The sequence below is a fragment of the Streptomyces sp. JHA26 genome (assembly GCF_002005565.1).
Lineage (GTDB): Bacteria > Actinomycetota > Actinomycetes > Streptomycetales > Streptomycetaceae > Streptomyces.
The window spans coordinates 1-19,569 of sequence record NZ_BDJC01000053.1 but is presented as its reverse complement, the minus strand read 5'-3'; the positions used below and the strand labels follow the sequence as shown (position 1 = coordinate 19,569).

19 protein-coding genes and 1 pseudogene are annotated in these 19,569 nt (G+C 74.2%); 9 read left to right on the top strand and 11 right to left on the bottom strand.

Annotation, left to right across the window (positions count from 1 at the left end; all coding sequences use genetic code 11):
- Positions 1 to 27: 27 nt before the first annotated feature.
- Complete coding sequence (locus JHAT_RS26460) at positions 28 to 960, top strand: glutaminase (RefSeq protein WP_171991067.1); 933 nt, start codon at positions 28 to 30, stop codon at positions 958 to 960.
- 21 nt (positions 961 to 981) lie between these two features.
- Here JHAT_RS26460 and JHAT_RS26455 read toward each other — a convergent pair whose 3' ends face one another.
- From JHAT_RS26455 to JHAT_RS26445, 3 genes are all read right to left on the bottom strand, one after another.
- Entirely contained in the window at positions 982 to 2,160 is a 1,179-nt protein-coding gene (locus JHAT_RS26455; protein ID WP_171991066.1) for a D-alanyl-D-alanine carboxypeptidase family protein, read from the bottom strand.
- 135 nt (positions 2,161 to 2,295) lie between these two features.
- A complete protein-coding gene (gene rho, locus JHAT_RS26450) occupies positions 2,296 to 3,435 on the bottom strand; it encodes a transcription termination factor Rho (RefSeq protein ID WP_077800777.1) in 1,140 nt (379 codons plus the stop codon).
- A gap of 424 nt (positions 3,436 to 3,859) precedes the next feature.
- Positions 3,860 to 4,252 carry a nuclear transport factor 2 family protein gene (locus JHAT_RS26445; protein ID WP_077800776.1) on the bottom strand — a complete coding sequence of 131 codons (393 nt, stop codon included), beginning with the start codon at positions 4,250 to 4,252 and terminating at the stop codon, positions 3,860 to 3,862.
- Positions 4,253 to 4,319: 67 nt separating this feature from the next.
- Here JHAT_RS26445 and JHAT_RS26440 point away from each other — a divergent pair, with 67 nt between their 5' ends.
- Together JHAT_RS26440 and JHAT_RS26435 are read left to right on the top strand one after the other, a co-directional pair.
- Positions 4,320 to 4,904 carry a PadR family transcriptional regulator gene (locus tag JHAT_RS26440; RefSeq protein WP_077800775.1) on the top strand — a complete coding sequence of 195 codons (585 nt, stop codon included), beginning with the start codon at positions 4,320 to 4,322 and terminating at the stop codon, positions 4,902 to 4,904.
- A 5-nt stretch (positions 4,905 to 4,909) separates the two neighbouring features.
- Entirely contained in the window at positions 4,910 to 5,635 is a 726-nt protein-coding gene (locus tag JHAT_RS26435; RefSeq protein ID WP_077800774.1) for a class I SAM-dependent methyltransferase, read from the top strand.
- A gap of 7 nt (positions 5,636 to 5,642) precedes the next feature.
- Here JHAT_RS26435 and JHAT_RS26430 read toward each other — a convergent pair whose 3' ends face one another.
- The 5 genes from JHAT_RS26430 to JHAT_RS26410 form a co-directional block, all read right to left on the bottom strand.
- On the bottom strand, positions 5,643 to 6,809 hold the full coding sequence (locus tag JHAT_RS26430; RefSeq protein WP_077800773.1) for a serine hydrolase domain-containing protein: 1,167 nt from the start codon (positions 6,807 to 6,809) through the stop codon (positions 5,643 to 5,645).
- Positions 6,810 to 7,064: 255 nt separating this feature from the next.
- Positions 7,065 to 7,646 carry a DUF3592 domain-containing protein gene (locus JHAT_RS26425; protein ID WP_077800772.1) on the bottom strand — a complete coding sequence of 194 codons (582 nt, stop codon included), beginning with the start codon at positions 7,644 to 7,646 and terminating at the stop codon, positions 7,065 to 7,067.
- 233 nt (positions 7,647 to 7,879) lie between these two features.
- Entirely contained in the window at positions 7,880 to 8,599 is a 720-nt protein-coding gene (locus tag JHAT_RS26420; protein ID WP_107482022.1) for a ferredoxin reductase, read from the bottom strand.
- A 52-nt stretch (positions 8,600 to 8,651) separates the two neighbouring features.
- Positions 8,652 to 9,257 carry a sulfite oxidase-like oxidoreductase gene (locus tag JHAT_RS26415; protein WP_077800807.1) on the bottom strand — a complete coding sequence of 202 codons (606 nt, stop codon included), beginning with the start codon at positions 9,255 to 9,257 and terminating at the stop codon, positions 8,652 to 8,654.
- A 93-nt stretch (positions 9,258 to 9,350) separates the two neighbouring features.
- Positions 9,351 to 9,875 carry a MarR family winged helix-turn-helix transcriptional regulator gene (locus JHAT_RS26410; protein ID WP_077800771.1) on the bottom strand — a complete coding sequence of 175 codons (525 nt, stop codon included), beginning with the start codon at positions 9,873 to 9,875 and terminating at the stop codon, positions 9,351 to 9,353.
- A gap of 80 nt (positions 9,876 to 9,955) precedes the next feature.
- Between JHAT_RS26410 and JHAT_RS26405 the strand changes: the two genes are divergently transcribed.
- The gene (locus tag JHAT_RS26405; protein ID WP_077800770.1) at positions 9,956 to 11,008 is read left to right on the top strand and encodes a hypothetical protein; all 1,053 of its coding nucleotides are present in this window, start codon (positions 9,956 to 9,958) and stop codon (positions 11,006 to 11,008) included.
- Positions 11,009 to 11,180: 172 nt separating this feature from the next.
- The gene (locus tag JHAT_RS26400) at positions 11,181 to 11,990 is read left to right on the top strand and encodes a putative protein N(5)-glutamine methyltransferase (protein WP_077800769.1); all 810 of its coding nucleotides are present in this window, start codon (positions 11,181 to 11,183) and stop codon (positions 11,988 to 11,990) included.
- Between the two features lie 12 nt (positions 11,991 to 12,002).
- On the opposite strand, the gene JHAT_RS26395 is transcribed toward JHAT_RS26400, so the two are convergent.
- Positions 12,003 to 14,081 (bottom strand): SpoIIE family protein phosphatase, encoded by a 2,079-nt coding sequence (locus tag JHAT_RS26395; RefSeq protein ID WP_077800768.1) that lies wholly within the window; start codon positions 14,079 to 14,081, stop codon positions 12,003 to 12,005.
- Positions 14,082 to 14,333: 252 nt separating this feature from the next.
- Here JHAT_RS26395 and JHAT_RS26390 point away from each other — a divergent pair, with 252 nt between their 5' ends.
- From JHAT_RS26390 to JHAT_RS26375, 4 genes are all read left to right on the top strand, one after another.
- Complete coding sequence (locus JHAT_RS26390) at positions 14,334 to 15,212, top strand: hypothetical protein (RefSeq protein ID WP_077800767.1); 879 nt, start codon at positions 14,334 to 14,336, stop codon at positions 15,210 to 15,212.
- Positions 15,213 to 15,352: 140 nt separating this feature from the next.
- Entirely contained in the window at positions 15,353 to 15,724 is a 372-nt protein-coding gene (locus JHAT_RS26385; protein WP_077800766.1) for a hypothetical protein, read from the top strand.
- A gap of 114 nt (positions 15,725 to 15,838) precedes the next feature.
- A complete protein-coding gene (locus JHAT_RS35790) occupies positions 15,839 to 17,854 on the top strand; it encodes an NADPH-dependent 2,4-dienoyl-CoA reductase (RefSeq protein WP_077800765.1) in 2,016 nt (671 codons plus the stop codon).
- Between the two features lie 41 nt (positions 17,855 to 17,895).
- On the top strand, positions 17,896 to 18,447 hold the full coding sequence (locus JHAT_RS26375; protein ID WP_077800764.1) for a PadR family transcriptional regulator: 552 nt from the start codon (positions 17,896 to 17,898) through the stop codon (positions 18,445 to 18,447).
- A 16-nt stretch (positions 18,448 to 18,463) separates the two neighbouring features.
- On the opposite strand, the gene JHAT_RS26370 is transcribed toward JHAT_RS26375, so the two are convergent.
- Together JHAT_RS26370 and JHAT_RS26365 are read right to left on the bottom strand one after the other, a co-directional pair.
- Positions 18,464 to 19,021 (bottom strand): hypothetical protein, encoded by a 558-nt coding sequence (locus tag JHAT_RS26370; protein WP_077800763.1) that lies wholly within the window; start codon positions 19,019 to 19,021, stop codon positions 18,464 to 18,466.
- A gap of 180 nt (positions 19,022 to 19,201) precedes the next feature.
- Positions 19,202 to 19,569 (bottom strand): annotated as a pseudogene (locus JHAT_RS26365) (hydrolase); the annotation flags it as partial.

Sequence of the window (19,569 nt, the reverse complement as noted above, 5' to 3'; positions counted from 1 at the left end):
GCACACCGGGCCGCACCCGGAGGGAAGATGGTGGCCATGAGCACGCCGACGAGTTTCCAGCCGGTCCTGGAGCGCATCGCCGAGGAGATCGAGCGGACCCCCGGCAGCGGCCGGCCCGCCGACTACATCCCGGCGCTCGCCGCCTGCGACCCCCGCCGCTTCGGCATGGCCGTCGCCGAGCCGGACGGCACGGTGTACGGCGTGGGGGAGTGGCGGGAGCCGTTCTCCACGCAGTCCATCACCAAGGTCTTCACCCTCGCCCTCGACCTGGCCCGTGAGGGCGACGCCCTGTGGGAGCACGTGGGACGCGAACCGTCCGGCAACCCGTTCAACTCCCTGGTGCAGCTGGAGTACGAGAACGGCATCCCGCGCAACCCGTTCGTCAACGCGGGCGCCCTGGTCGTCACCGACCGGCTGCACACCCGCACCGGCGACGCGGCGGGCGAACTCCTCGCCTTCCTGCGTGCCGAGAGCGGCAACCCGGACCTGACCTTCGACGAGGAGGTCGCCGCGTCCGAGACCACCCACGGCGACCGGAACGCCGCCCTGGGCCATTTCATGGCGTCCTACGGCAACATCGACAACCCGGTGCCGATCCTGCTGGAGCAGTACTTCCGCCAGTGCTCCGTCGCCGCGTCCTGTGCCGACCTCGCCCTCGCCACCGGGTTCCTCGCCCGGCACGGGGTGCGCGCCGACGGCACCCGGCTGCTGAGCCGCAGCCAGGCCAAGCAGGTCAACGCGGTGATGCTGACCTGCGGGACGTACGACGCGGCCGGTGACTTCGCCTACCGGGTGGGTCTGCCGGGCAAGAGCGGGGTCGGCGGCGGCATCATCGCGGTCGTGCCGGGCCGCTGCACGCTGTGCGTGTGGAGCCCCGGTCTGGACGAGCGGGGCAATTCGGTCGCCGGGGTGGCGGCCCTGGACCGCTTCACGACGCTGACGGGACTGTCGGTGTTCTGACCCGGGCCGACGCCCGACCGGTCAACCCCGCTGCCTCCGGCCGGCCTTGAACCGCAGGACCAGCGCCACGGCGCCCGCGCCGAGCCCGGCCGCGCCCAGGATCGAGCCGGTCTCCGGCCAGCCCGGCTCGTCCGGGGCCGGCTCCGCGGCCACCGTCGAGGGCGGGGCCTCGGGGCCCGGCCGCGGCCGGACGCCCCCGGGCTCCAGCGAACCGACCGGGTCCACCCGGCCGGCGGCGTCGAACCCCCAGTCGAGCAGCGAGCGGGCCTCCTCGTACACGGCGTATCCGCCGCCCTCCTGGGGATTCAGCACGGTCACCACCAGGGTGCGCCCGTCGCGCCGGGCGGCGGCGACGAGCGTGTTGCCCGCGTTGCTGGTGTAGCCGTTCTTGATGCCGATCAGCCCCGGATAGGGCTCCACCCCGTCCGCGCCCGTGAGCAGCCGGTTGGTGTTCATGATCCCGTACGAGTCTCCGTCGCCGTCGGGGAACATCGCGTCGATCCTGGAGCAGTACCGCGCGAAGTCGGGGTTGCGCAGCCCGGCCCGCCCGAAGACCGCCAGGTCGTAGGCCGAGGAGACCTGGCCCGGCGCGTCGTAGCCGTCGGGCGAGCGGACGTACGTGTCGTGGGCGCCGAGGGCGCGGGCCTCGGCCTGCATCCGGGCGGCGGTGGTGTTCCAGCCGCCGACGAGCGAGGCGAGGACGTGGACGGCGTCGTTGCCGGAGTTGAGGAACACGCCGTTCCAGAGGTCGGAGACCCGGTACGAGCGCCCCTCCACGACCCCGACCAGACTGCTGCCGGGCCCGATGTCCGACAGCTCCTCGGTACTCACCCGGTGACTGAGGCCGCCCGGCAGGACCGGCAGCACCGTGAGCGCGAAGAGCGTCTTGAGGGTGCTGGCGGGCGGGAGCCTGCGGTGCGCGTCGTGCGCGGCCAGCACCTCGCCGCTGCCGGCGTCGGCCACCACCCAGGCCAGGGCGGAGACGTAGGGGACCTCCGGTGCGCCGGGGCGGAGCCGGACCTGGGTGCCGGAGCGGTACAGCAGGGACGGCGGCGGTGCCGTGGCCCGTGGCCCGCCGGACACGCCCGGGTCCGGCCGTACGGCGCGGGCGGCCGCGGCGGCGGGCATGAGCGTCAGCAGGCCCGCCACGCAGAGCACACAGGTGGATCGAATCGTCCGAGATGAAAATCTGATAGTCATACCGCAAACGTAGGAATGCGACCGCGCGGCGCCACGCTGCCCGGGCCGAGCCGCGCCCGCGAACACCCGGATGGCCGTAACGGACCCGGACGCGGCGGACCCCGCAGTCCGTCGGCCCGTCGGCCCGTCGGCCCGTCAGCCGGAGGGCAGCGTCGGCCGGACGTCCCGCAGGAACGTGGCGTTGTCGGGGGTCCGGCGCATCCGTTCGAGCAGCGTCTCCAGACCGGACTGTGCGTCCCGGGTCCCCAGAGCCCGCCGCAGACCCCGTACGGCCGTCGACTCGACGGTGGAGAGCAGGAGTTCCTCGCGGCGGGTGCCGGAGCCGGCCAGGTCCACGGCCGGGAAGACGCGGCGGGAGGCGAGCTCCCGGCTGAGCCGCAGCTCCATGTTGCCGGTTCCCTTGAGCTCCTCGAAGAAGAAGTCGTCGGCGCGCGAGCCGGTTTCCACCAGCGCGGTGGCGAGAACGGTGAGCGAGCCGCCCTCCTCCGCCTTCCGGGCGGCCCCGAAGAACCGCTTGGGTCCGAGCAGCGCACCGGCGTCGACACCGCCGCTGAGCGTGCGGCCGCCGGAGGCGGCGGCGTTGTTGTGCGCCCGGCACAGCCGGGTGAGGGAGTCGAGGAGGATCACGACGTCCTCACCGGCCTCGACGAGGCGCTTGGCCCGCTCGATCACCAGGTCGGCGAGCGCGATGTGGTGCCTGGCGCTCAGGTCGAACGTCGAGGCGTACACCTCGCCCCGGACGGAGCGCCGCATGTCGGTGACCTCTTCTGGCCGCTCGTCGAGCAGCACCACCATCAGGTGCGCCTCGGGGTGGTTGCCGGCGACGGCGGCGGCGATCTGCTGGAGCAGGACGGTCTTGCCGGTCTTGGGCGGAGCGACGATCAGGCCGCGCTGGCCCTTGCCGACCGGGGCGATCAGGTCGGCGATGCGCCCGGTCGGGCCGGCCGCGGGGTGCTCCAGGCGCAGCCGCTCGTACGGGTGCAACGGGGTCAGGTCCCGGAAGTGCCGTCGCCCGCCGGGGTCCGCGGGCGTACGCCCGTTGACCCGGACGACGTCGGTCAGGGCGCGGCGGTCGCCGAGCACGCCCTCGACCAGGTCGCCCTTGCGCAGGCCGTGCCGGCGGACCAGCGCGGGGGAGAGGGGCGGGTCGGACGGTTCGGGCAGCAGGTTCCTGCCGCGCAGGTGGCCCCTGCCTCCCGCGTCGATGTCGAGGACACCGGAGGTGATCTCGGCCGGGGAGTGCTGCACAGGGGGGTGTTCGAGTGTGGTGGTCATGGTGTTCGGTCCTTTCACGGACACGGGCATGAGACATGCGGAAGGAGGGGGGAGAAGCCGTGCGAGGGGGCGGACGACGCCCTGGGGACGGCGGGGAACGGCACCTCGGACTTCGGGGGGAGACCCTGTTCGCGAGGGGGTGCCGAGAAGCGGACGCGCCGGTCGTGTCGGGACGGGCGGGTCGGCGAACCGAAGGGGAATCGCACCGGCGCCCGAAGGGGTCCCAGGACCCGGAAGGAAAAAGGGGGGCGTGCACAGGTGCTGATGGCACTGTACCACCACGGGCGGTGGAGGGGGCGGAGGCGGGACGGCCGGACCGTCGCGCCCCGCGCGACGCGGCGGTCGCCGTGGACGCCCCGCGGCGACCGGGACGGAGTCCCGCCGGGCCGCCGCGCCCGGCGGGACTCGGGACGTCGACGGTCCGTCAGGCGCTGTCGGCCTCCTCGGTGATCCGCTCGAACTGCGCCGCCATCGCGGCCTGCAGCGCCTGAGCGCCCGACAACGGACGCACCATCACGGTGAGTTCGGCGATGCGGCCGGCCTCGTCGAGGCGCAGGAGGTCGCAGCCGCCGATCTCCCGGTCGCCGACCCGTGCGCTGAACACCAGTGCGTGGTCGCGGCCGTCCGCCTCGCCGATCACCCGCTCGTACCGGAAGTCCTCGAAGACGCGCTCGACCGCGCGCAGGATCGCCATCGTGATCGCCTTGCCGCGGTACGGCTCGAACACGACCGGGCTGGTGAAGACGACGTCCTCGGCCAGCAGCGCCTCGACGGCGTCGATGTCGTGCGCCTCGACGGCCGCGCGGAATGCTTGCATCGCCCCTCCTATTAAACTATTTGAATAGGTGTGTAGGAGAGTAGTCATTCCTTGCTAGCGTGTCGACATGTCCCTCAAGTACGCCGTCCTGGCCGCCCTGCTGGAGGGCGAGGCATCGGGCTACGAGCTGTCCAAGGTCTTCGACGCCTCGCTCGCCAACTTCTGGCCCGCGACGCCCCAGCAGCTCTACCGGGAACTGGACCGTCTCGCGGGTGAGGGGCTGATCGAGTTCCGGACGGTGCCGCAGGAGCGCCGGCCCACCAAGCGCCTGTTCTCGCTGACGGAGGCCGGCCGGGAACGGCTGGACGCCTTCGCCGCCGAGCCGACGCGGCGTCCCACCGCCGTCCGCGACGAGTTCCTGATCAAGATGCAGGCCATGGACGGCGTCGCCCCCGAGGAGGTCCGCGCACTGGTCGAGGAGCGCAGGTCCTGGGCCCTGGGCAAGCTCGCCCGCTACGAACGCGTCCGTGAGCGCCTCCTCGACGGCCGCACGGAGGACGCGTACCTGCGCGACGCGGAGCGCGTCGGCCCCTACCTCACGCTGGCCGCCGGGATCACCTTCGAGCAGGAGAACGTCCGCTGGTGCGACCGCGTCCTCGACGTGCTGGAACGGCGCGCCCCCGCCGGGGCGGCCCGGCAGGCCCGGGGCTGACCGGGATGTTCGGCCCCGAAGGCCCCACCCTGCGCGAACTCGCCGTCCAGGCGCTGTCGTCGGTCGAGCGCGGATACGACCTGCTCGCCCCGAAGTTCGACCACACCCCGTACCGCACACCGGACCGGATCCTGGACGCCGTGGCGTCGGCGCTGGAGCCGATGGGCCCGTTCGGCACCGGTCTCGACCTGTGCTGCGGCACGGGCGCGGGCGTGGACGTCCTCGGCCGGGTGTGCCGGGAACGGGTCACGGGCGTCGACTTCAGCGCGGGCATGCTGGCCGTCGCGCGCCGGCGCCCCGTGCCCGAGGGCCCCGCGGTCTCCTGGGTGCGCGCCGACGCCCGCGCCCTGCCGTTCGGGCCCGCCTTCGACCTCGTGGTGAGCTTCGGGGCGTTCGGGCACTTCCTGCCCCGCGAACTGCCGGGCCTTTTCGCCCAGGTGCGCTCCGTGCTGCGGCCGGGCGGCTGCTTCGCCTTCCCCGTCGGCGCCCCGCCCCGCCCCGGCTCCCGGGCGTACTGGACGCTGCTGGGCTTCGACACGGCGATGCGCGTGCGCAACGCACTGTGGAGGCCACCGTTCGTCATGTACTACCGGACGTTCCGGATCGGCGACGTGGGCCGCGAGCTGGCGCGCACCGGGTTCCGGGTCGACCTGCACGGCCTGCCCGCCCTCGGACGCCGGCCCGACGGCAGCCCGCGGGCCCGGCTGGTCGTGGCCCGACGGCTGCCGTGAGCGGCGCTCACAGAGCGCTGTACAGGGCCTCCACCAGCGCCATCTTCCGCGGGTCGTCGGAGATGTGCGACCCCATGCGGTTCATCGCGTAGCCCAGCGAGACCCCGGCCTCGGGATCCGCCAGTCCCGAGGATCCGCCGAAACCGTCGTGTCCGAAGGCCCGCGGATTGGGCCCGTAGGAGCCGTTCGGGCCACTGAGCCACAGGCCGAGACCGATCTCCGTCTCGTGCGCGAAACCGGCACCGAGGACCAGGTCGCGGCAGGCGCCCTGCCCCTCGCGCACCCGCTCGGCGGCCTGCGGGGACAGCAGCCGCCGGCCGCCGTACGAGCCCCGGTTCGCGAAGATCCCGTAGAGCGCGGCGACCGCCCGCGCCGTGCCGTGTCCGTTCGCCGCCGGGAGTTCGGCGGCCCGCCACGCCGCCGTGTTGGCCTCCGCCGCGCCCGCCGGGGGATTGGTCAGCGCGGCGAGGGCGGCGGGCTCCAACCGGGCGAGGACGGCCGCCTGGTCGCTGCCGGACCCGGCACGGGGGTGCACGAGTTCGGCCGCCCGGCCCGCCTCCCGCTCGGGCAGTCCGATGGTGAAGTCGATCCCGAGCGGCCCGGTCACCTCGCGCTCGAGGAAGGCCCCGGGCAGCAGCCCCGACACGCGCCGCACGACCTCGCCGACCAGGAACCCGTACGTGATCGCGTGGTAGCCGGACCGGGTGCCCGGCTCCCACCAGGGCTCCATGGCCGCCAGCCGCGCGGTGGTCGACTCCCAGTCGTACAGTTCGGCCAACGTGTGCGGTTCCCGCAGGCCGGACAGGCCGGCGCGGTGCGACAGCAGGTGCCGTACGAGCACCTTCTCCTTCCCCGAGGCGGCGAACTCGGGCCAGTAGAGGGCCACCGGCGCGTCGAGGTCGAGCAGCCCGCGGTCGGCGAGGATGTGCGCGCACAGGGCGGTCGGGCCCTTGGACGTCGACCACAGGTTCACCAGTGTGTCCCGCTCCCAGGGGCGGGTGCGGGCCGCGTCGGCCCAGCCGCCCCACAGGTCCACCACCGTCGTGCCGTCGACGGTGACGGCCACCGCGGCGCCCAGCTCCCCCCGGTCCCGGAAGTTCTCCTCGAAAGCGGTGCGCACCGCCGCGAAGCGGGCGTCGCAGCGGCCGTCGACCCGTACCTCGTGCTCGGACATGGACCCTCCGTCGTACGCCGGGAAACCGGGCCGCGGTGTGACGGCCCGGGCCCGAAGAACGTACCGACTGGTCGGACCGGGCGGAAGCCCGCGGACGCGGCGTGTCCGGACTCGGGCGTACGAGCGCGGCCGGCGCGGCTTCGCGGCCTCCTGGAAGGGGCCGCCGCCCCGGCTGCCGCCGAGCGCGACCGTGCGCGCCGGGTCACCCGCGTCGGGAGCCGGCCGCGCACCGCGTGGGTGGCCGGGTCGCGGGCGTCACGCCCGGCGGTGCGTCCACTGCGGTTCCGTGCACGCCCAGTCGCGCTCCCACTCGGCCATCCGGCGCCGGAGCGCCGCCCGCTGCCCGAGGCTGTGCCCGACGAGGACGGTGAGGGCGGCGCCCAGGGTCGCGAACGCGCCGACGGTGACGGTGTGCTCCAGGACCGCGGAGCCACCGGTCGGCGGCGGCACGCTCCGGCCACGGGAGTCGAGCCACACGGTGACCACGTCGCCCTGCCGGGCACCGGCCGGGACACGGCTCGTGGCGGTCCGCGTGTCACCGCCCGGTGTGGTCCAGCGCACGACCACGCGGTACGACTGCCCGCCGGTCTGCGCCGACGCCACACTGTCGGGGGTGCGGTCGACCACCGTGGCGTGCACCCGGTGGCGCTCGGCCCGCTGCTGCGCCGCGATCCGCTGTGCCTGGCCCTGGGCCCACAAGGCCGCGGACACCCCCGCCAGCGGGGCGCCGACGCACAGCAGGACGGCGACGACCAGCGCGGTCCACGCCTCGACGACGTCCGACCGGCGCCGCAGCGGATTGCGTCGCCAGCGCCAGCCGCGCACCCGGGTTCGCATGTCGACCTCCTCGCGATCACCGCGGCCGGAGGGCCGGAGGGGCGGCCCGTACGAGGCGGGGCCGCCGTCGTCTCCCCATCGCGTCACGCGCGCGTGTGCCCGCACAGGTCTGGTACCCCGTCCGGCGGGCCTTGCCCACCGCACGCCGCGTCGCTCGCGCCGGATCGCCGGAGGGCCGTCGCGTGCCGTCGCCCGCGTGCCCGGCGGGACCGGGGGAGACGGCCCGCCGCGGGTCAGCCGAAGCGCTCGATGCGGATCCGGTCCACCGGCTGTCCCGCCGCCACCAGCAGCCGCGAGGCGTGTTCCGCGAAGGAGTTGGATCCGCAGACGTACGCCTCCCAGCCCCCGGCGGGCGGATCGGCGAGCAGGGGGGCCAGGTGCGCGGCCGCCAGCCGTCCCACCGGCGTCCCCTCAGGGGCGCTGCGGGTGAACACGGGCGTCGTCTCCGCGCCGAACTCCCGCGCGTAGATCAGCTCCTCCGGGCTGCGCGCCGACACCAGCAGCCGCACCGGGACCGACAGCCCCCGCGCCCGGTGGTGGCGCACCATCGACATGAGCGGCACCACTCCGGAGCCGGCGCCGAGCAGCAGCGCGGGCCGGTCGCCGGGCCAGGCGAAGAAGCCGCTGAGCGGGCCCCGCACCTCGATCCGGTCGCCGGGCCGGGCCACCGTGTGGAACCAGCCCGACACCTCGCCGCCGGCCACGTGGTCGAGGGTCAGCTCGATGTGCCCCGAGTCGTCGGGCGCGGACGCCAGGGAGTAGTGGCGCTGGGCCACGTACCCGTCGGGCGCGGTCAGCCGCAGCATCAGGTGCTGGCCGGGCAGGTGCCCCGCCCAGCCGGGCACCGCCAGCCGGAAGGTGGCCGCGCGGGGCGTCTCGCGGCGGATCTCCGTGAGCGTGGCCGTCTGCCACGTCCCGGCCACTCCGCCGTCCACCTCGATGCGCCCGGGCACGGCGAACCGCGTCGGGGGGGTGAAGGTGCGTGCCGTGCGTGTCGAAGTCGTCTCAGTCACCGGAGTACCGCTGCTCCTGCCAGGGGTTGCCGCGTGCGTGATAGCCGTTCTGCTCCCAGAAGCCCGGCTCGTCGTGGTCGAGCAGCTCCAGGCCCGCGATCCACTTGACGCTCTTCCAGAAGTACAGGTGCGGAACCACCAGCCGCGCCGGGCCGCCGTGTTCGGGGGGCAGCGGCCGCCCGTCGTACTCCCACGCGATCCAGGCCCGCCCGCCGGTCAGGTCGGCCAGCGGCAGGTTCGCGGTGTATCCGGTGTGCGAGTAGGCGACGGCGTGCGTGGCGGACGGCAACGGGCCGGCCGCGTCCAGGAAGGCGTCCAGGGACACGCCCCCGAACCGCACCCCGAACTTCGACCAGCCGGTCACGCAGTGGATGTCTCCCGTGTACGCCGACGCGGGCAGCCGGCCGGCGTCCTCCCGGTTCCAGGTGCGGGGCCCGGCCACCAGCCCGCCGATGCGGAAGGACCAGTCGTCGGGTGCCAGGTCGGGCGTGACCTCGGCGGACAGCACGGGCCAGTCGTCGCCCGCGTCGTACTGGCCGGGCGGCAGTCCCGGCCGGGCGGAGCGCGCGCGTCCGGTGAAGCCTCGGGTGGTGTTCATGCGGCGGGGCCTTTCGGCCGACGGGGAGGGGGTGCCCGCGGTCGGCGTGATCGGTTCGTACGCGGTCAACGGTACGTGCTGCCGGGCGGCACCTCAGTCCCGGCCCTCACCGGGCCCGGCGCCCCGCCACGCGTTGTACCGCTCCAGATACGCGGCGAAGCGGACCAGGTCCTCCTCGGGCCAGTGGGCGAGCCGCTCCCGGAAGGCGGCCCGGCGGCTCTCGGTGACCTGCGCCAGGATGCGCCGGCCGGCGTCCGTCAGGTGCAGCACCTGGACCCGCTGGTCGTCCGGGTCGACGCGCCGCTCGACCAGCCCGGCGCGCTCCAGGGCGGCCACCTGCCGGCTCACGGTGGACTTGTCCAGGGCGTAGTGGGTGGCCAGGTCGGTGGCCCGGCACCCGTCCTGCTCCTCCAGGTGCCCGAGCAGCGTGTACGACACCAGCGACAGCTCGGGGTGCATGCGCCCCGCCGAGGCGCGGGCACGGCGGGCGAAGGCCGTCATCTCCCGCTGGATGGTCTCCACGGCCGCGTCGGCCGTCTCCGCGGCCGCGCCGGTCGCACCGGTCGCGTCGGCGTCGGGGGTGACGGTCGTCTCGTCGGGCCTCTCGGCTGTCGTCACGGATCCTCCCTCACAGTGTTGGTTGTATAGTACAACTTGATAAAGAGTTGTATAAGCCAACCATCGGAGGATGCGGACCGATGAGGTCGCACGCCCTGCGTCACACGCTCACGCACCTGATCACCCCGCTGCTGATGTGCATCGGCATGGGGCTCGCGTACATGGGGGCCTTCGTCACCCCCGAACCGAACCACCTGCCCGTCGCCGTCGTCGGCTCGGGTCCCGAGGCCGAGGCGCTCGCCCGGACGGTCGAGGACGGGGGTGGCGACGCGCTCGACGTCCGGACCGTCCCCACCCGCGCCGAGGCCGTCGACCTGCTTCGGCACCGGGACGTCACCGGTGCCTACGTGCCCGGGGGCAAGGCTTCCGAGGTCGTCGTGGCCACCGCGGCGTCCGACATGGGCGCCATGGCCGCGGAGAAGGTCTTCATCCCCCTCGCCGAGCGGCAGGGCGTCCCGCTGAAGGTCTCCGACATCGCCGCCCCGGTCGACGACGACCCCACCGGGCAGGGCCTGTTCTTCCTGCTGATCGCGGTCAGCATCGGCTCCTACGCCTCCGTGGCCGCCCTCGGCGCCGCCGGATCGGCGCTGCCGATGCGCGTCCGGGCGCTGCTGACGCTCGGTGTCTCGGTCGTCGTCGCCGGCATCGGCACCCTGCTCGCCGGCCCGGTCTTCCACCTCGCGCACCACGACCTCGCCGGCGTCTTCGGCATGGCCTGGCTCTACGCGGCGGGCATCCTGTTCCTCGGCGTGGGCCTGCACACCTTTCTCAAGCGGTGGACCACCCTCGCCATGATGGTGCTGTTCGTGATGCTCAACTTCACCACCTCCGGCGGCCTGTTCCGGCCCGAGCTGCAGAACGGCTTCTTCGGCACCCTGCACGCCTTCTGGAACGGCGCCGGCTTCGTCGAGGGCGCCCGCGGCCTGCTCTACTTCGACGGCGACGGACTGGGCCGCAGCATCTGGACCCTGGTCGCCTGGCTGCTGCTCGGCCTCGCGGTGACGGGCGTCGCCGCCCTCCGCGAGCGGGCCGCCGCACCCGCGCCGGCCCACGCGGGGCCGGACGGGGAGGGGACCGGACCCGCCGCAGGCGAGGAGGCGGAGGAAGAGGCCGAGGAGACCGTCGGCGTGTGATCGTTGGGGTAGTGTGGCCGACGGCCGCGGACCGTCCCGGCCGCCGGACACCTGGGAGGTGAGACCCATTACCGCTGTGTCGGTCCGGGTGCTCTCGCCTCTCGGCAACGCGGTCACCGGACACCGGTGACCGGGAGAGCGCCCTTCGGTTCTCGAAAGGCTCTCGGCTTCCATGCCCCCACTGTTCTCGACGCCCTCCTCTTCCTCCGCCTTCCCCTCCCGTGACTCCGTCGTGGCCGCGCTCCGCGCCGCGGGGTGCGTCTTCGCCGAGGACGAGGCGGAGCTGATCCTCGCCGCCGCCCGCACCCCCGGCGAGCTCGCCGCGCTGGTCGAACGCCGCGTCGCCGGTCTGCCCCTCGAACTCGTCCTCGGCTGGGCCGAGTTCCGCGGACTGCGCATCGCCGTGGCCCCCGGCGTCTTCGTCCCGCGCCGCCGTACCGAGTTCCTCGTGGAGCGGGCCCTGGCCCACGCGCCCGGCGCGGGCGTCGTCGTGGACCTGTGCTGCGGCTCGGGCGCCGTCGGCGCGGCCCTGGCCGCCGCCCTCGACCGGCCCGAGGTGCACGCCGCCGACGTCGACCCGGCCGCCGTGCGCTGCGCCCGCGGCAACCTCTCGGCCGCCGGCGGCCGGGCGCACACCGGCGACCTGTTCGACGCGCTGCCCGCCGCGCTGCGCGGCCGGATCGACATACTCGCCGCCAACGTGCCCTACGTCCCCACCGGCGAGGTCGCCCTGCTGCCCGCCGAGGCCCGCGAGCACGAGCCGCTGGTCGCCCTCGACGGCGGTGCGGACGGCCTCGACGTGCTGCGCCGGGTCGCCGCCGGGGCGCCCGGCTGGCTCGCGCCCGGCGGCTGCCTGCTGGTCGAGACGAGCGAACGCCAGGCCCCGGCCGCCGTCGACGCCTTCACCCGCGCCGGTCTGACCGCCCGCCTGGAGGTCAGTGACGAGCTGTACGCCCACGTGGTGATCGGCGTCGTGCGGTAGCGGGGCGCCGGCCTACTCCGGTGGCGTGGCCCGGGCGATCAGCAGGGCCACGTCGTCGGAGTTCTCCGGCTCGTGCAGCGTGCGCAGAAGCAGGTCGCAGACCTCCTCCAGGGGGCGGTCCGGGCCTTCCAGCAGGGCGAGGAGCGCGGCCAGCCGCTCGTCGATCGGCTGCTGCCGCGTCTCGACGAGGCCGTCGGTGTAGAACACCAGCCGGTCGCCCGGTTCCAGCTCGACGCTGGTGGTGGAGAAGGCGACGCCGCCCACTCCGAGCGGCACCCCGGTGGGCAGGTCCAGCAGCTCCGGAGGACGGCCCGCGCGCAGCCGCACCGGCGGCAGGTGGCCGGCGTTGGCGATGCGGCACCGGCGGGCGTGCGGGTCGTGGACGGCGTAGACGCAGGTCGCGATGGCCTGGTCCAGGCCGGCCGTGGTCCGGTCGAGGTGTTCGAGCAGCAGCGCCGGATCCAGGTCCAGGGCGGCCAGCGTGTTCGTCGCGGTGCGCAGCCGCCCCATGGACGCCGCCGCCGTGATGCCGCTGCCCATCACGTCGCCCACGACCAGCGCCGTCTTGCAGTCCTCCAGCGGGATCACGTCGAACCAGTCGCCGCCGACCTCGCTGGTGGCCTCGGCGGGCTGGTAGCGGGAGGCGACCTCCAGGCCGCCCGTCACCCGCGGGTGGCTCGGCAGCATGCTGCGCTGCAGGGTGAGGGCGGCGTCGCGGGCGTTCTGGTACCAGCGGGCGTTGTCGATCTGCAGCGCCGCGCGCGCGGCCAGCTCCCGGGCCAGCAGCAGGTCGTCCTCGTCGAACGGCAGCGGGTTGCCGGTCCGCTTCAGGTCCAGGGCGCCGAGCACCTCGCCGCGCGCGATCAGCGGGACGGCGAGGTACGAGTGCACGCCGGCCCGGCGCAGCAGCTCGATCGCCTCGGGCGAGCGGGCGATGCGGGTCAGGTCCTCGTCCGTCACCTGCGCCACCATCACGGGCCGGGCGGTGCGCACACACTCGGTGACCAGGCGGTCCGGCCCGTACCGGGCGACCTGCCCGGGCGGATCGGCCGCCCGCAGCGCCTCGGGGGCGTTGTCCGCCTGGACGGCCAGGGCCCGGATCACCGCGGGCTCGGCGGGGCCCAGGGAGCTGCGACGGCCCTTGACCACGGCCTCCAGCAGATCCACGGCCGCCACGTCGGCGAGGTCCGGCACGGCCACGTCGGCCAGTTCGTGGGCCGTGCGGTCCAGCTCCAGCGTGGTGCCGATCCTGGCCGAGGCGTCGGCCACGGCGGCGAGCCGGCCGCGCGCGGCCTCCGCCTCGACGCTCGCCCGGTACTGCTCGGTGACGTCCACGATCGAGACGGCCACGCCCAGCACCGCGCCCAGGGCGTCCTCCAGCCGGTACAGCGAGACGGACCAGGCGTGCTCCTCGTCCGGGTCGGCGGGGGTCCGTCCGGTCGCGGACCGGTCGACGACGGGCTGCCCGGTCTCCAGCACCCGGCGGGCCGCGCTTTCCAGTCCGTCGGCGTCCACGCCCGGCAGCACCTCCCGGACCGTGCGGCCGATGTGGGCCTCGGCCGGGACGCCGTTGATCCGCTCCAGCGCCGGATTGACCGACACGTACCGCAGATCCGTGTCCAGGACCGCCAGCCCGATCGGGGACTGCGTGATCACCCGGGAGGACAGGGCCACGTCGCGCTCCAGTCGGCGCACGGTCGACCGGTCGGCCGCGAGCCCCAGCGCGTAGACGTCGCCCCGGTCGTCGAGCAGCCGCATGTTGCGGAACTCCACCAGCCGGGTGGTGCCGTCCTTGCGGCGGATGGGGAAGGCGCCGGCCCAGCTCCGGCCGGTCCTCATCACGTCGGCGAACAGCTTCACGACCAGGTCGAGGTGCTTCTCGTGGACCATGATCCGGGCGGCGTACTCACCCAGCGCCTCCCGGGCGGAGTAGCCGAACAGCTCCTCGGCCTGTGGGCTCCACAGCACGATCCGGCCCTGGGCGTCCAGCACGACCGAGGCCACGTTCAGCACGTCGAGCAGGCCACTGGGGCGCACCGGCCCGCGCGGTGACTCGGTGCCCTCGAACCCGGCAGACCCGGCTGCGCTCATCCCATGCCCCGCCTTCGCCGTGCTCCGCGACACGTCTTCCGATGCCGCCACCCCTGTTCTACCGCGTTCCCTCGCGTACGGGCTCGTTCCCGCGAGCCGCTGCCGCCTCCTCCAGCATCTCCCCGCGGGGCGGCCACCGCCCCACGGGACGGCCGCACCCGGCGCATTTTGGTATGTACATGACTTCCAGGGGCGGCCACACTGTGCGCCGAGTGCGTGCCACCCGACCACCCCCCACCGAGGAGCCGACCCATGCCCCTGCGCGCCCGGCGACGTCGTCACGCGGTCCTGACCGGCCTCGCCGCCCTCGCCCTCCTCCTCGCCGCCCCGCCCGCCGGGGCCGCCGCCCCCGCCGCCGGCACCTGGACCGAGGTCGGCTCCGACCGGGCCGACCCGCTCACCGAGAGTCAGGGCCTGGCCTCGATGGAGGTCCCGGCCGGCAGCCCCAACCGCTACACGGGGATCGGCACCGTCCCCTGGGGCCTCGCCGGACGCGGCTGGAACCACGTCGGCGACCCCGACGCCTCCTACGACGGGTACTACGTCGAGCCGTACCAGCGCGACGACGGGAACGCGAAGATGTTCCGCGTGCAGGCGCCGGACGGGCGCTGGTCGGAGTACGTGCACACGCTGGGCGCCGGCGAGGCGCGGAACAACTCCTGGGCCGCGATCTCCCCGGACGGCCGGTGGATGCTCTCCGGCGAGTGGGGCACCATGGACCGGCTGCTGGTCTTCCCGACACCCGGTGTCAACCCGGCCACCTCGCCCTCGGCCGACCTCCCGCAGGTGGCCACCGTGCACCTGGACCACGCGGTGCGCGACGTCCAGGGCTGCGACTTCCTCGACGCCACCACCCTCCTGTGCTCCTCCGACGACCCGGAGGGCGCCCTCTTCGGACTCACCAAACCGCTGTTGCGCATCGACCTCTCCGCCGCCCCGTCCGGCACCGCCGACGTCACCGGCCGCGTCACCGCCCTGCGGCAGCTGCCGCTGCGCAGCGCCTGCTCCGGCGACTTCGAGGCGGAGGGCGTCGACTACGACCGCCGTACCGGCACCCTGCGCGTGATCGTCGTCTCCCCGGGCCTGTGCGTACTGACCGACAGCAAGACGTACCGCCTCACCCGGGGCTGAGACGGCGGCCGTAGGCCCGTGCCGGTAGTGCTCTGCCCGAGGTGGTGCTTTTCTGGGGGTATGGGTGCGGTCTCCGAGGGGCGTCCACGCGGTGGAACGGCCCGCGGCAGCGCACCGCGGCCAGGAGAGGAGCGATCACGATGGACGGCGAGCGACTGCATCCGGAGTCCGTCTCGGTGGAGCTGAGCGGATGCGACAAGGAGGACGCCCGGACCGTGTTCGACGCCCTGTGCGCGTGTTTCTCGTCCGACCGGCACGCGGGCGACGTGACCCGGGAGTACCACGAGGTGCGCCCGACCGTGTGGCTCGGCACCTTCGACGTGGCCGACGCCCACCAGGGCGAGTGCGGACCCACCCGGCTCCACGCCTCGGTGGAGGCCGACGCGCAGGGCGGCTACTGGGCGATCGAGCGCTTCCGCACCACCCTGGACTCCCTGTTCACCGTGCACGACCTGAGCACGACCTCCGGCGACCAGGAGCGTGAACTGCACGTACGGCTGGAGAGCCGCTGATCCAGGGCCTGCCGGCACGGCGGTGTGGTGTGCGCCGCCTCTTTGTGCAACTAGTTGCACAAAGAGGCGGCCGTCCTCTACAACAGAGGCACGACACCGCGCACGGAGGGCCCGATGAGCCGTTACCCCCACCTGCTGAGCCCGCTCGACCTGGGCTTCACCACCTTGCCCAACCGGGTCCTCATGGGCTCCATGCACGTGGGCCTGGAGGAGGCCGAGCGCGGCTTCGAGCGCATGGCCGCCTTCTACGCCGCCCGGGCCCGCGGGGGAGTGGGCCTCATCGTCACCGGTGGCATCGCCCCCAACGACGAGGGCCGCCCCTACCCCGGCGGCGCCAGGCTCACCACGAGCGCCGAGGCCGAGCGGCACCGCGTCGTCACCGACGCCGTGCACCGCGAGGGCGGCCGGATCGCGATGCAGATCCTGCACTTCGGCCGCTACGCCTACCACCCCGACCTCGTCGCGCCCAGCCCGCTCCAGGCGCCGATCAGCCCCCACGTGCCCCGGGAGCTGACCGACGGCGAGGTCGAGCGGACCGTCGACGACTACGCCCGCGCCGCCCGCCTCGCCCGCGAGGCCGGCTACGACGGCGTCGAGATCATGGGCTCCGAGGGCTACCTGATCAACGAGTTCATCGCCGCGCACACCAACCGGCGCACCGACCGCTGGGGCGGCTCCTACGAGAACCGCATGCGCTTCCCCGTCGAGATCGTCCGCCGGGTGCGCGAGGCGGTCGGTGAGGACTTCATCATCGTCTATCGCCTGTCCATGCTCGACCTGGTCCCCGGCGGCTCCACGCTGGAGGAGGTCGTCACGCTAGCCAAGGCCGTCGAAGCCGCCGGAGCGACCATCATCAACACCGGCATCGGCTGGCACGAGGCCCGCATCCCCACCATCGCCACCTCCGTGCCGCGCGGCGCGTACACCTGGGTGACCAAGCGGCTGATGGGCGAGGTGACGGTGCCGCTCGTCACCACCAACCGCATCAACACCCCCGAGCTGGCGGAGCAGTTGCTAGCCGAGGGCGCCGCGGACATGGTGTCGATGGCCCGCCCGATGCTCGCCGACCCCGACTTCGTCGCCAAGGCCGCCGCCGGCCGGCCCGAGGCCATCAACACCTGCATCGGCTGCAACCAGGCCTGCCTCGACCACACCTTCGGCGGGAAGATCACCTCCTGCCTGGTCAACCCGCGCGCCTGCCACGAGACCGAGCTGGTCCTGGCCCCGACCCGGCTGCGCAGGCGCGTCGCGGTCGTCGGCGCCGGACCGGCCGGACTGGCCTGCGCCGTGAGCGCGGCCGAGCGCGGCCACGAGGTCACCCTCTTCGACGCCGCCGGCGAGATCGGCGGACAGCTCAACGTCGCCCGCAAGGTCCCCGGCAAGCAGGAGTTCGACGAGACGCTGCGCTACTTCCGCACCCAGCTCGACGCGCACGGCGTCGACGTACGGCTGAACACCTGGGTGGGCGTCGACGACCTCACCGGTTACGACGAGGTCGTCGTCGCCACCGGAGTCACCCCCCGTGTCCCGGACATCCCCGGCGTCGACCACCCGAGCGTCCTCGGCTACCTGGACGTGCTGCGCGACGGCGCCCCCGTCGGCGACCGCGTCGCGATCCTCGGTGCGGGCGGCATCGGCTTCGACGTCGCCGAGTTCCTCACCGACGGCGGCGACAAGGCCCACGAGGACCCCGCCACCTACTTCCGCCGGTGGGGCGTCGACCCGGACTACCGCGCGCCCGGCGGCCTCGCCGCGCCCGAGCGCCCGGCACCGCCGCGCACCGTCCACCTGCTCCAGCGCAAGACGTCCAAGGTCGGCGCCGGACTCGGCAGGACCACCGGCTGGATCCACCGCACCGAGCTCAGGCACCGCGGCGTCACCATGGTCCCGGGCGTGCGCTACGACCGGATCGACGACGCCGGCCTGCACGTCACGATCGGCGACGAGTCCACGGTGCTGGAGGTCGACACGGTCGTCCTGTGCACCGGCCAGGAGCCGCGCCGCGGCCTGTACGAGGAGCTGGTCGCCGCCGGCCGCAGCGTGCACCTCGTCGGCGGTGCCGACGTGGCCGCCGAACTGGACGCCAAGCGGGCCGTCAAGCAGGGCACCGAACTGGCGGCGGCGCTGTAGGAGGTGCGGGGAGCGGCGTGGGCCGTCCCTAGGATGAGCCCATGTCACTCCCGCACGCGATCCTCACCGCCCTGGTCGAAAAGCCGTCGTCGGGGCTGGAGCTGACCCGCCGGTTCGACAAGTCGATCGGCTACTTCTGGTCGGCGACGCACCAGCAGATCTACCGTGAGCTGGGAAGACTGGAGGCGCAGGGGCTGATCCGCGCACTGCCCGCCCAGCAGCCCGCCCGCGGCCAGAAGAAGAGCTACGAGGTCCTGCCCGCGGGACGCGACGAACTGGCCCGGTGGACCGCCGCCGCGCAGGACCCGCGTCCCCTGCGGGACGCGATGCTGCTGCGGCTGCGGGCCGCCGCCGTGGTCGGCACCACCGGCATCGAGGCGGACCTGCGGCGCCATCTGGAGCTGCACGAACGGCAGTTGTCCGAGTACGAGGAGATCGAGAAGCGCGACTTCCCGCCGGAGAAGGACGGCCCCGAGGACCGGCTGCGGCACCTGGTGCTGCGCGCCGGCATCGACCTGGAGACCTCCTGGACCCGGTGGCTCAGGCACGCCCTGGCGGAATTCGCCGAGCTGCCGGGCGACGACCCGTCATGACGCCCGCACGGCGCGCTCAGAACCGGTACGGCTTCGAGCGGCGGCGCAGGAACCAGGCCGCGGCGATGACCCCGCCCCCCATCAGCGCGCTGCCCACCACGAGGGTGACCGTGCTGTAGTCCTGGATGGCCCCGCCGACCCCGCCCAGGACCCCGCGCGGCGACGCGGACGGCGAGGGGGAGGCGGACCGGCGTGTGGAGGGGGAGGGCGAGGCCGCCGAGGACACGATGACGGTCTGGGTGCCGGCGGTGCTGTTGTTCGAGCACACGACGACGACCGTGTAGGTGCCCGGGGAGATGCCCGACCACGTGGCGGACTGGGCCGCGCCGGTCCCCGTCAGCGCGACCTGGCGGCCCTCGGCGAAGCTGCCCTGGCTGCTGGTGAGGAGCGAGGCCGTGCCCCAGCTCCCGTTCAGCTGGGCGCAGGCGGTGGTCGTGACCGACACCGTGCTCCCGGTGGTGCTCACCGAGATCCCCGGGCCCGCGGCGGCCGGCCCGGCGGCCAGGGCGACGGGCAGTGCGGTGGCGGCTGCCACGGTCGGGCCGAAGCGGGGGAGTGGCGACGAGATGCGCATGTGGGCTGCCCTCCGGCGGCACGGTTGGCGGACATCCCTTGCGCCGCCGAGATCGGATCGCCCGTGCCCCCTCAGGGGCAGCCAACAGGGCGGCGGCCGGGCCCGCACCCGGAGCGCGACCGGCCAGGTGACGCGCCCGCCGGCCGTGTGCTCACCGGCCGTGCGCCCGCCACCGGGACGTCACCGCCCCTCGCCCGTCGTCACCGTCCGCTCCGCCGAGAAGCCGCCCCAGGTGCCGTCGGGCAGCTTGGCCCGCACCCGCACCCGGTGCGTGACGCCGGACTCCTGCCCGGCGTAGAAGCTGTACTCGGCCCGGTCGCGCGGCGCGTCGCCACCGTACACGAGCGAGGTGGCCCTGCTGCCGTCCAGGTGGATCTCGTACGCGGTGACCACACCGTCCGTGCGCGGCGGGACCCAGTCGAGGTCGATGTAGTACGCGCCGCCGGCGCGGTGGGCGGCCGCGCGCAGGCCGGTGGGCGCGGTGGCGCGGCCGTCGTCGGCGCCCGGGGTGGTGAGACGGACGGCGGCACTGGCGGGGGAGAGGTTGT

Excerpts from the sequence above, each read along its gene's own strand:
- JHAT_RS26370 (WP_077800763.1), bottom strand. The coding sequence starts at position 19,021 with ATGCGCATCTCGTCGCCACTCCCCCGCTTCGGCCCGACCGTGGCAGCC.
- JHAT_RS26415 (WP_077800807.1), bottom strand. The coding sequence starts at position 9,257 with ATGAACACCACCCGAGGCTTCACCGGACGCGCGCGCTCCGCCCGGCCG.
- JHAT_RS35790 (WP_077800765.1), top strand. The coding sequence starts at position 15,839 with ATGAGCCGTTACCCCCACCTGCTGAGCCCGCTCGACCTGGGCTTCACC.
- JHAT_RS26375 (WP_077800764.1), top strand. The coding sequence starts at position 17,896 with ATGTCACTCCCGCACGCGATCCTCACCGCCCTGGTCGAAAAGCCGTCG.
- JHAT_RS26390 (WP_077800767.1), top strand. The coding sequence starts at position 14,334 with ATGCCCCTGCGCGCCCGGCGACGTCGTCACGCGGTCCTGACCGGCCTC.
- JHAT_RS26440 (WP_077800775.1), top strand. The coding sequence starts at position 4,320 with ATGTCCCTCAAGTACGCCGTCCTGGCCGCCCTGCTGGAGGGCGAGGCA.
- JHAT_RS26395 (WP_077800768.1), bottom strand. The coding sequence starts at position 14,081 with ATGAGCGCAGCCGGGTCTGCCGGGTTCGAGGGCACCGAGTCACCGCGC.
- JHAT_RS26405 (WP_077800770.1), top strand. The coding sequence starts at position 9,956 with ATGAGGTCGCACGCCCTGCGTCACACGCTCACGCACCTGATCACCCCG.
- JHAT_RS26455 (WP_171991066.1), bottom strand. The coding sequence starts at position 2,160 with ATGACTATCAGATTTTCATCTCGGACGATTCGATCCACCTGTGTGCTC.
- JHAT_RS26460 (WP_171991067.1), top strand. The coding sequence starts at position 28 with ATGGTGGCCATGAGCACGCCGACGAGTTTCCAGCCGGTCCTGGAGCGC.
- JHAT_RS26400 (WP_077800769.1), top strand. The coding sequence starts at position 11,181 with ATGCCCCCACTGTTCTCGACGCCCTCCTCTTCCTCCGCCTTCCCCTCC.
- JHAT_RS26425 (WP_077800772.1), bottom strand. The coding sequence starts at position 7,646 with ATGCGAACCCGGGTGCGCGGCTGGCGCTGGCGACGCAATCCGCTGCGG.
- JHAT_RS26445 (WP_077800776.1), bottom strand. The coding sequence starts at position 4,252 with ATGCAAGCATTCCGCGCGGCCGTCGAGGCGCACGACATCGACGCCGTC.
- JHAT_RS26385 (WP_077800766.1), top strand. The coding sequence starts at position 15,353 with ATGGACGGCGAGCGACTGCATCCGGAGTCCGTCTCGGTGGAGCTGAGC.
- rho (WP_077800777.1), bottom strand. The coding sequence starts at position 3,435 with ATGACCACCACACTCGAACACCCCCCTGTGCAGCACTCCCCGGCCGAG.
- JHAT_RS26430 (WP_077800773.1), bottom strand. The coding sequence starts at position 6,809 with ATGTCCGAGCACGAGGTACGGGTCGACGGCCGCTGCGACGCCCGCTTC.
- JHAT_RS26435 (WP_077800774.1), top strand. The coding sequence starts at position 4,910 with ATGTTCGGCCCCGAAGGCCCCACCCTGCGCGAACTCGCCGTCCAGGCG.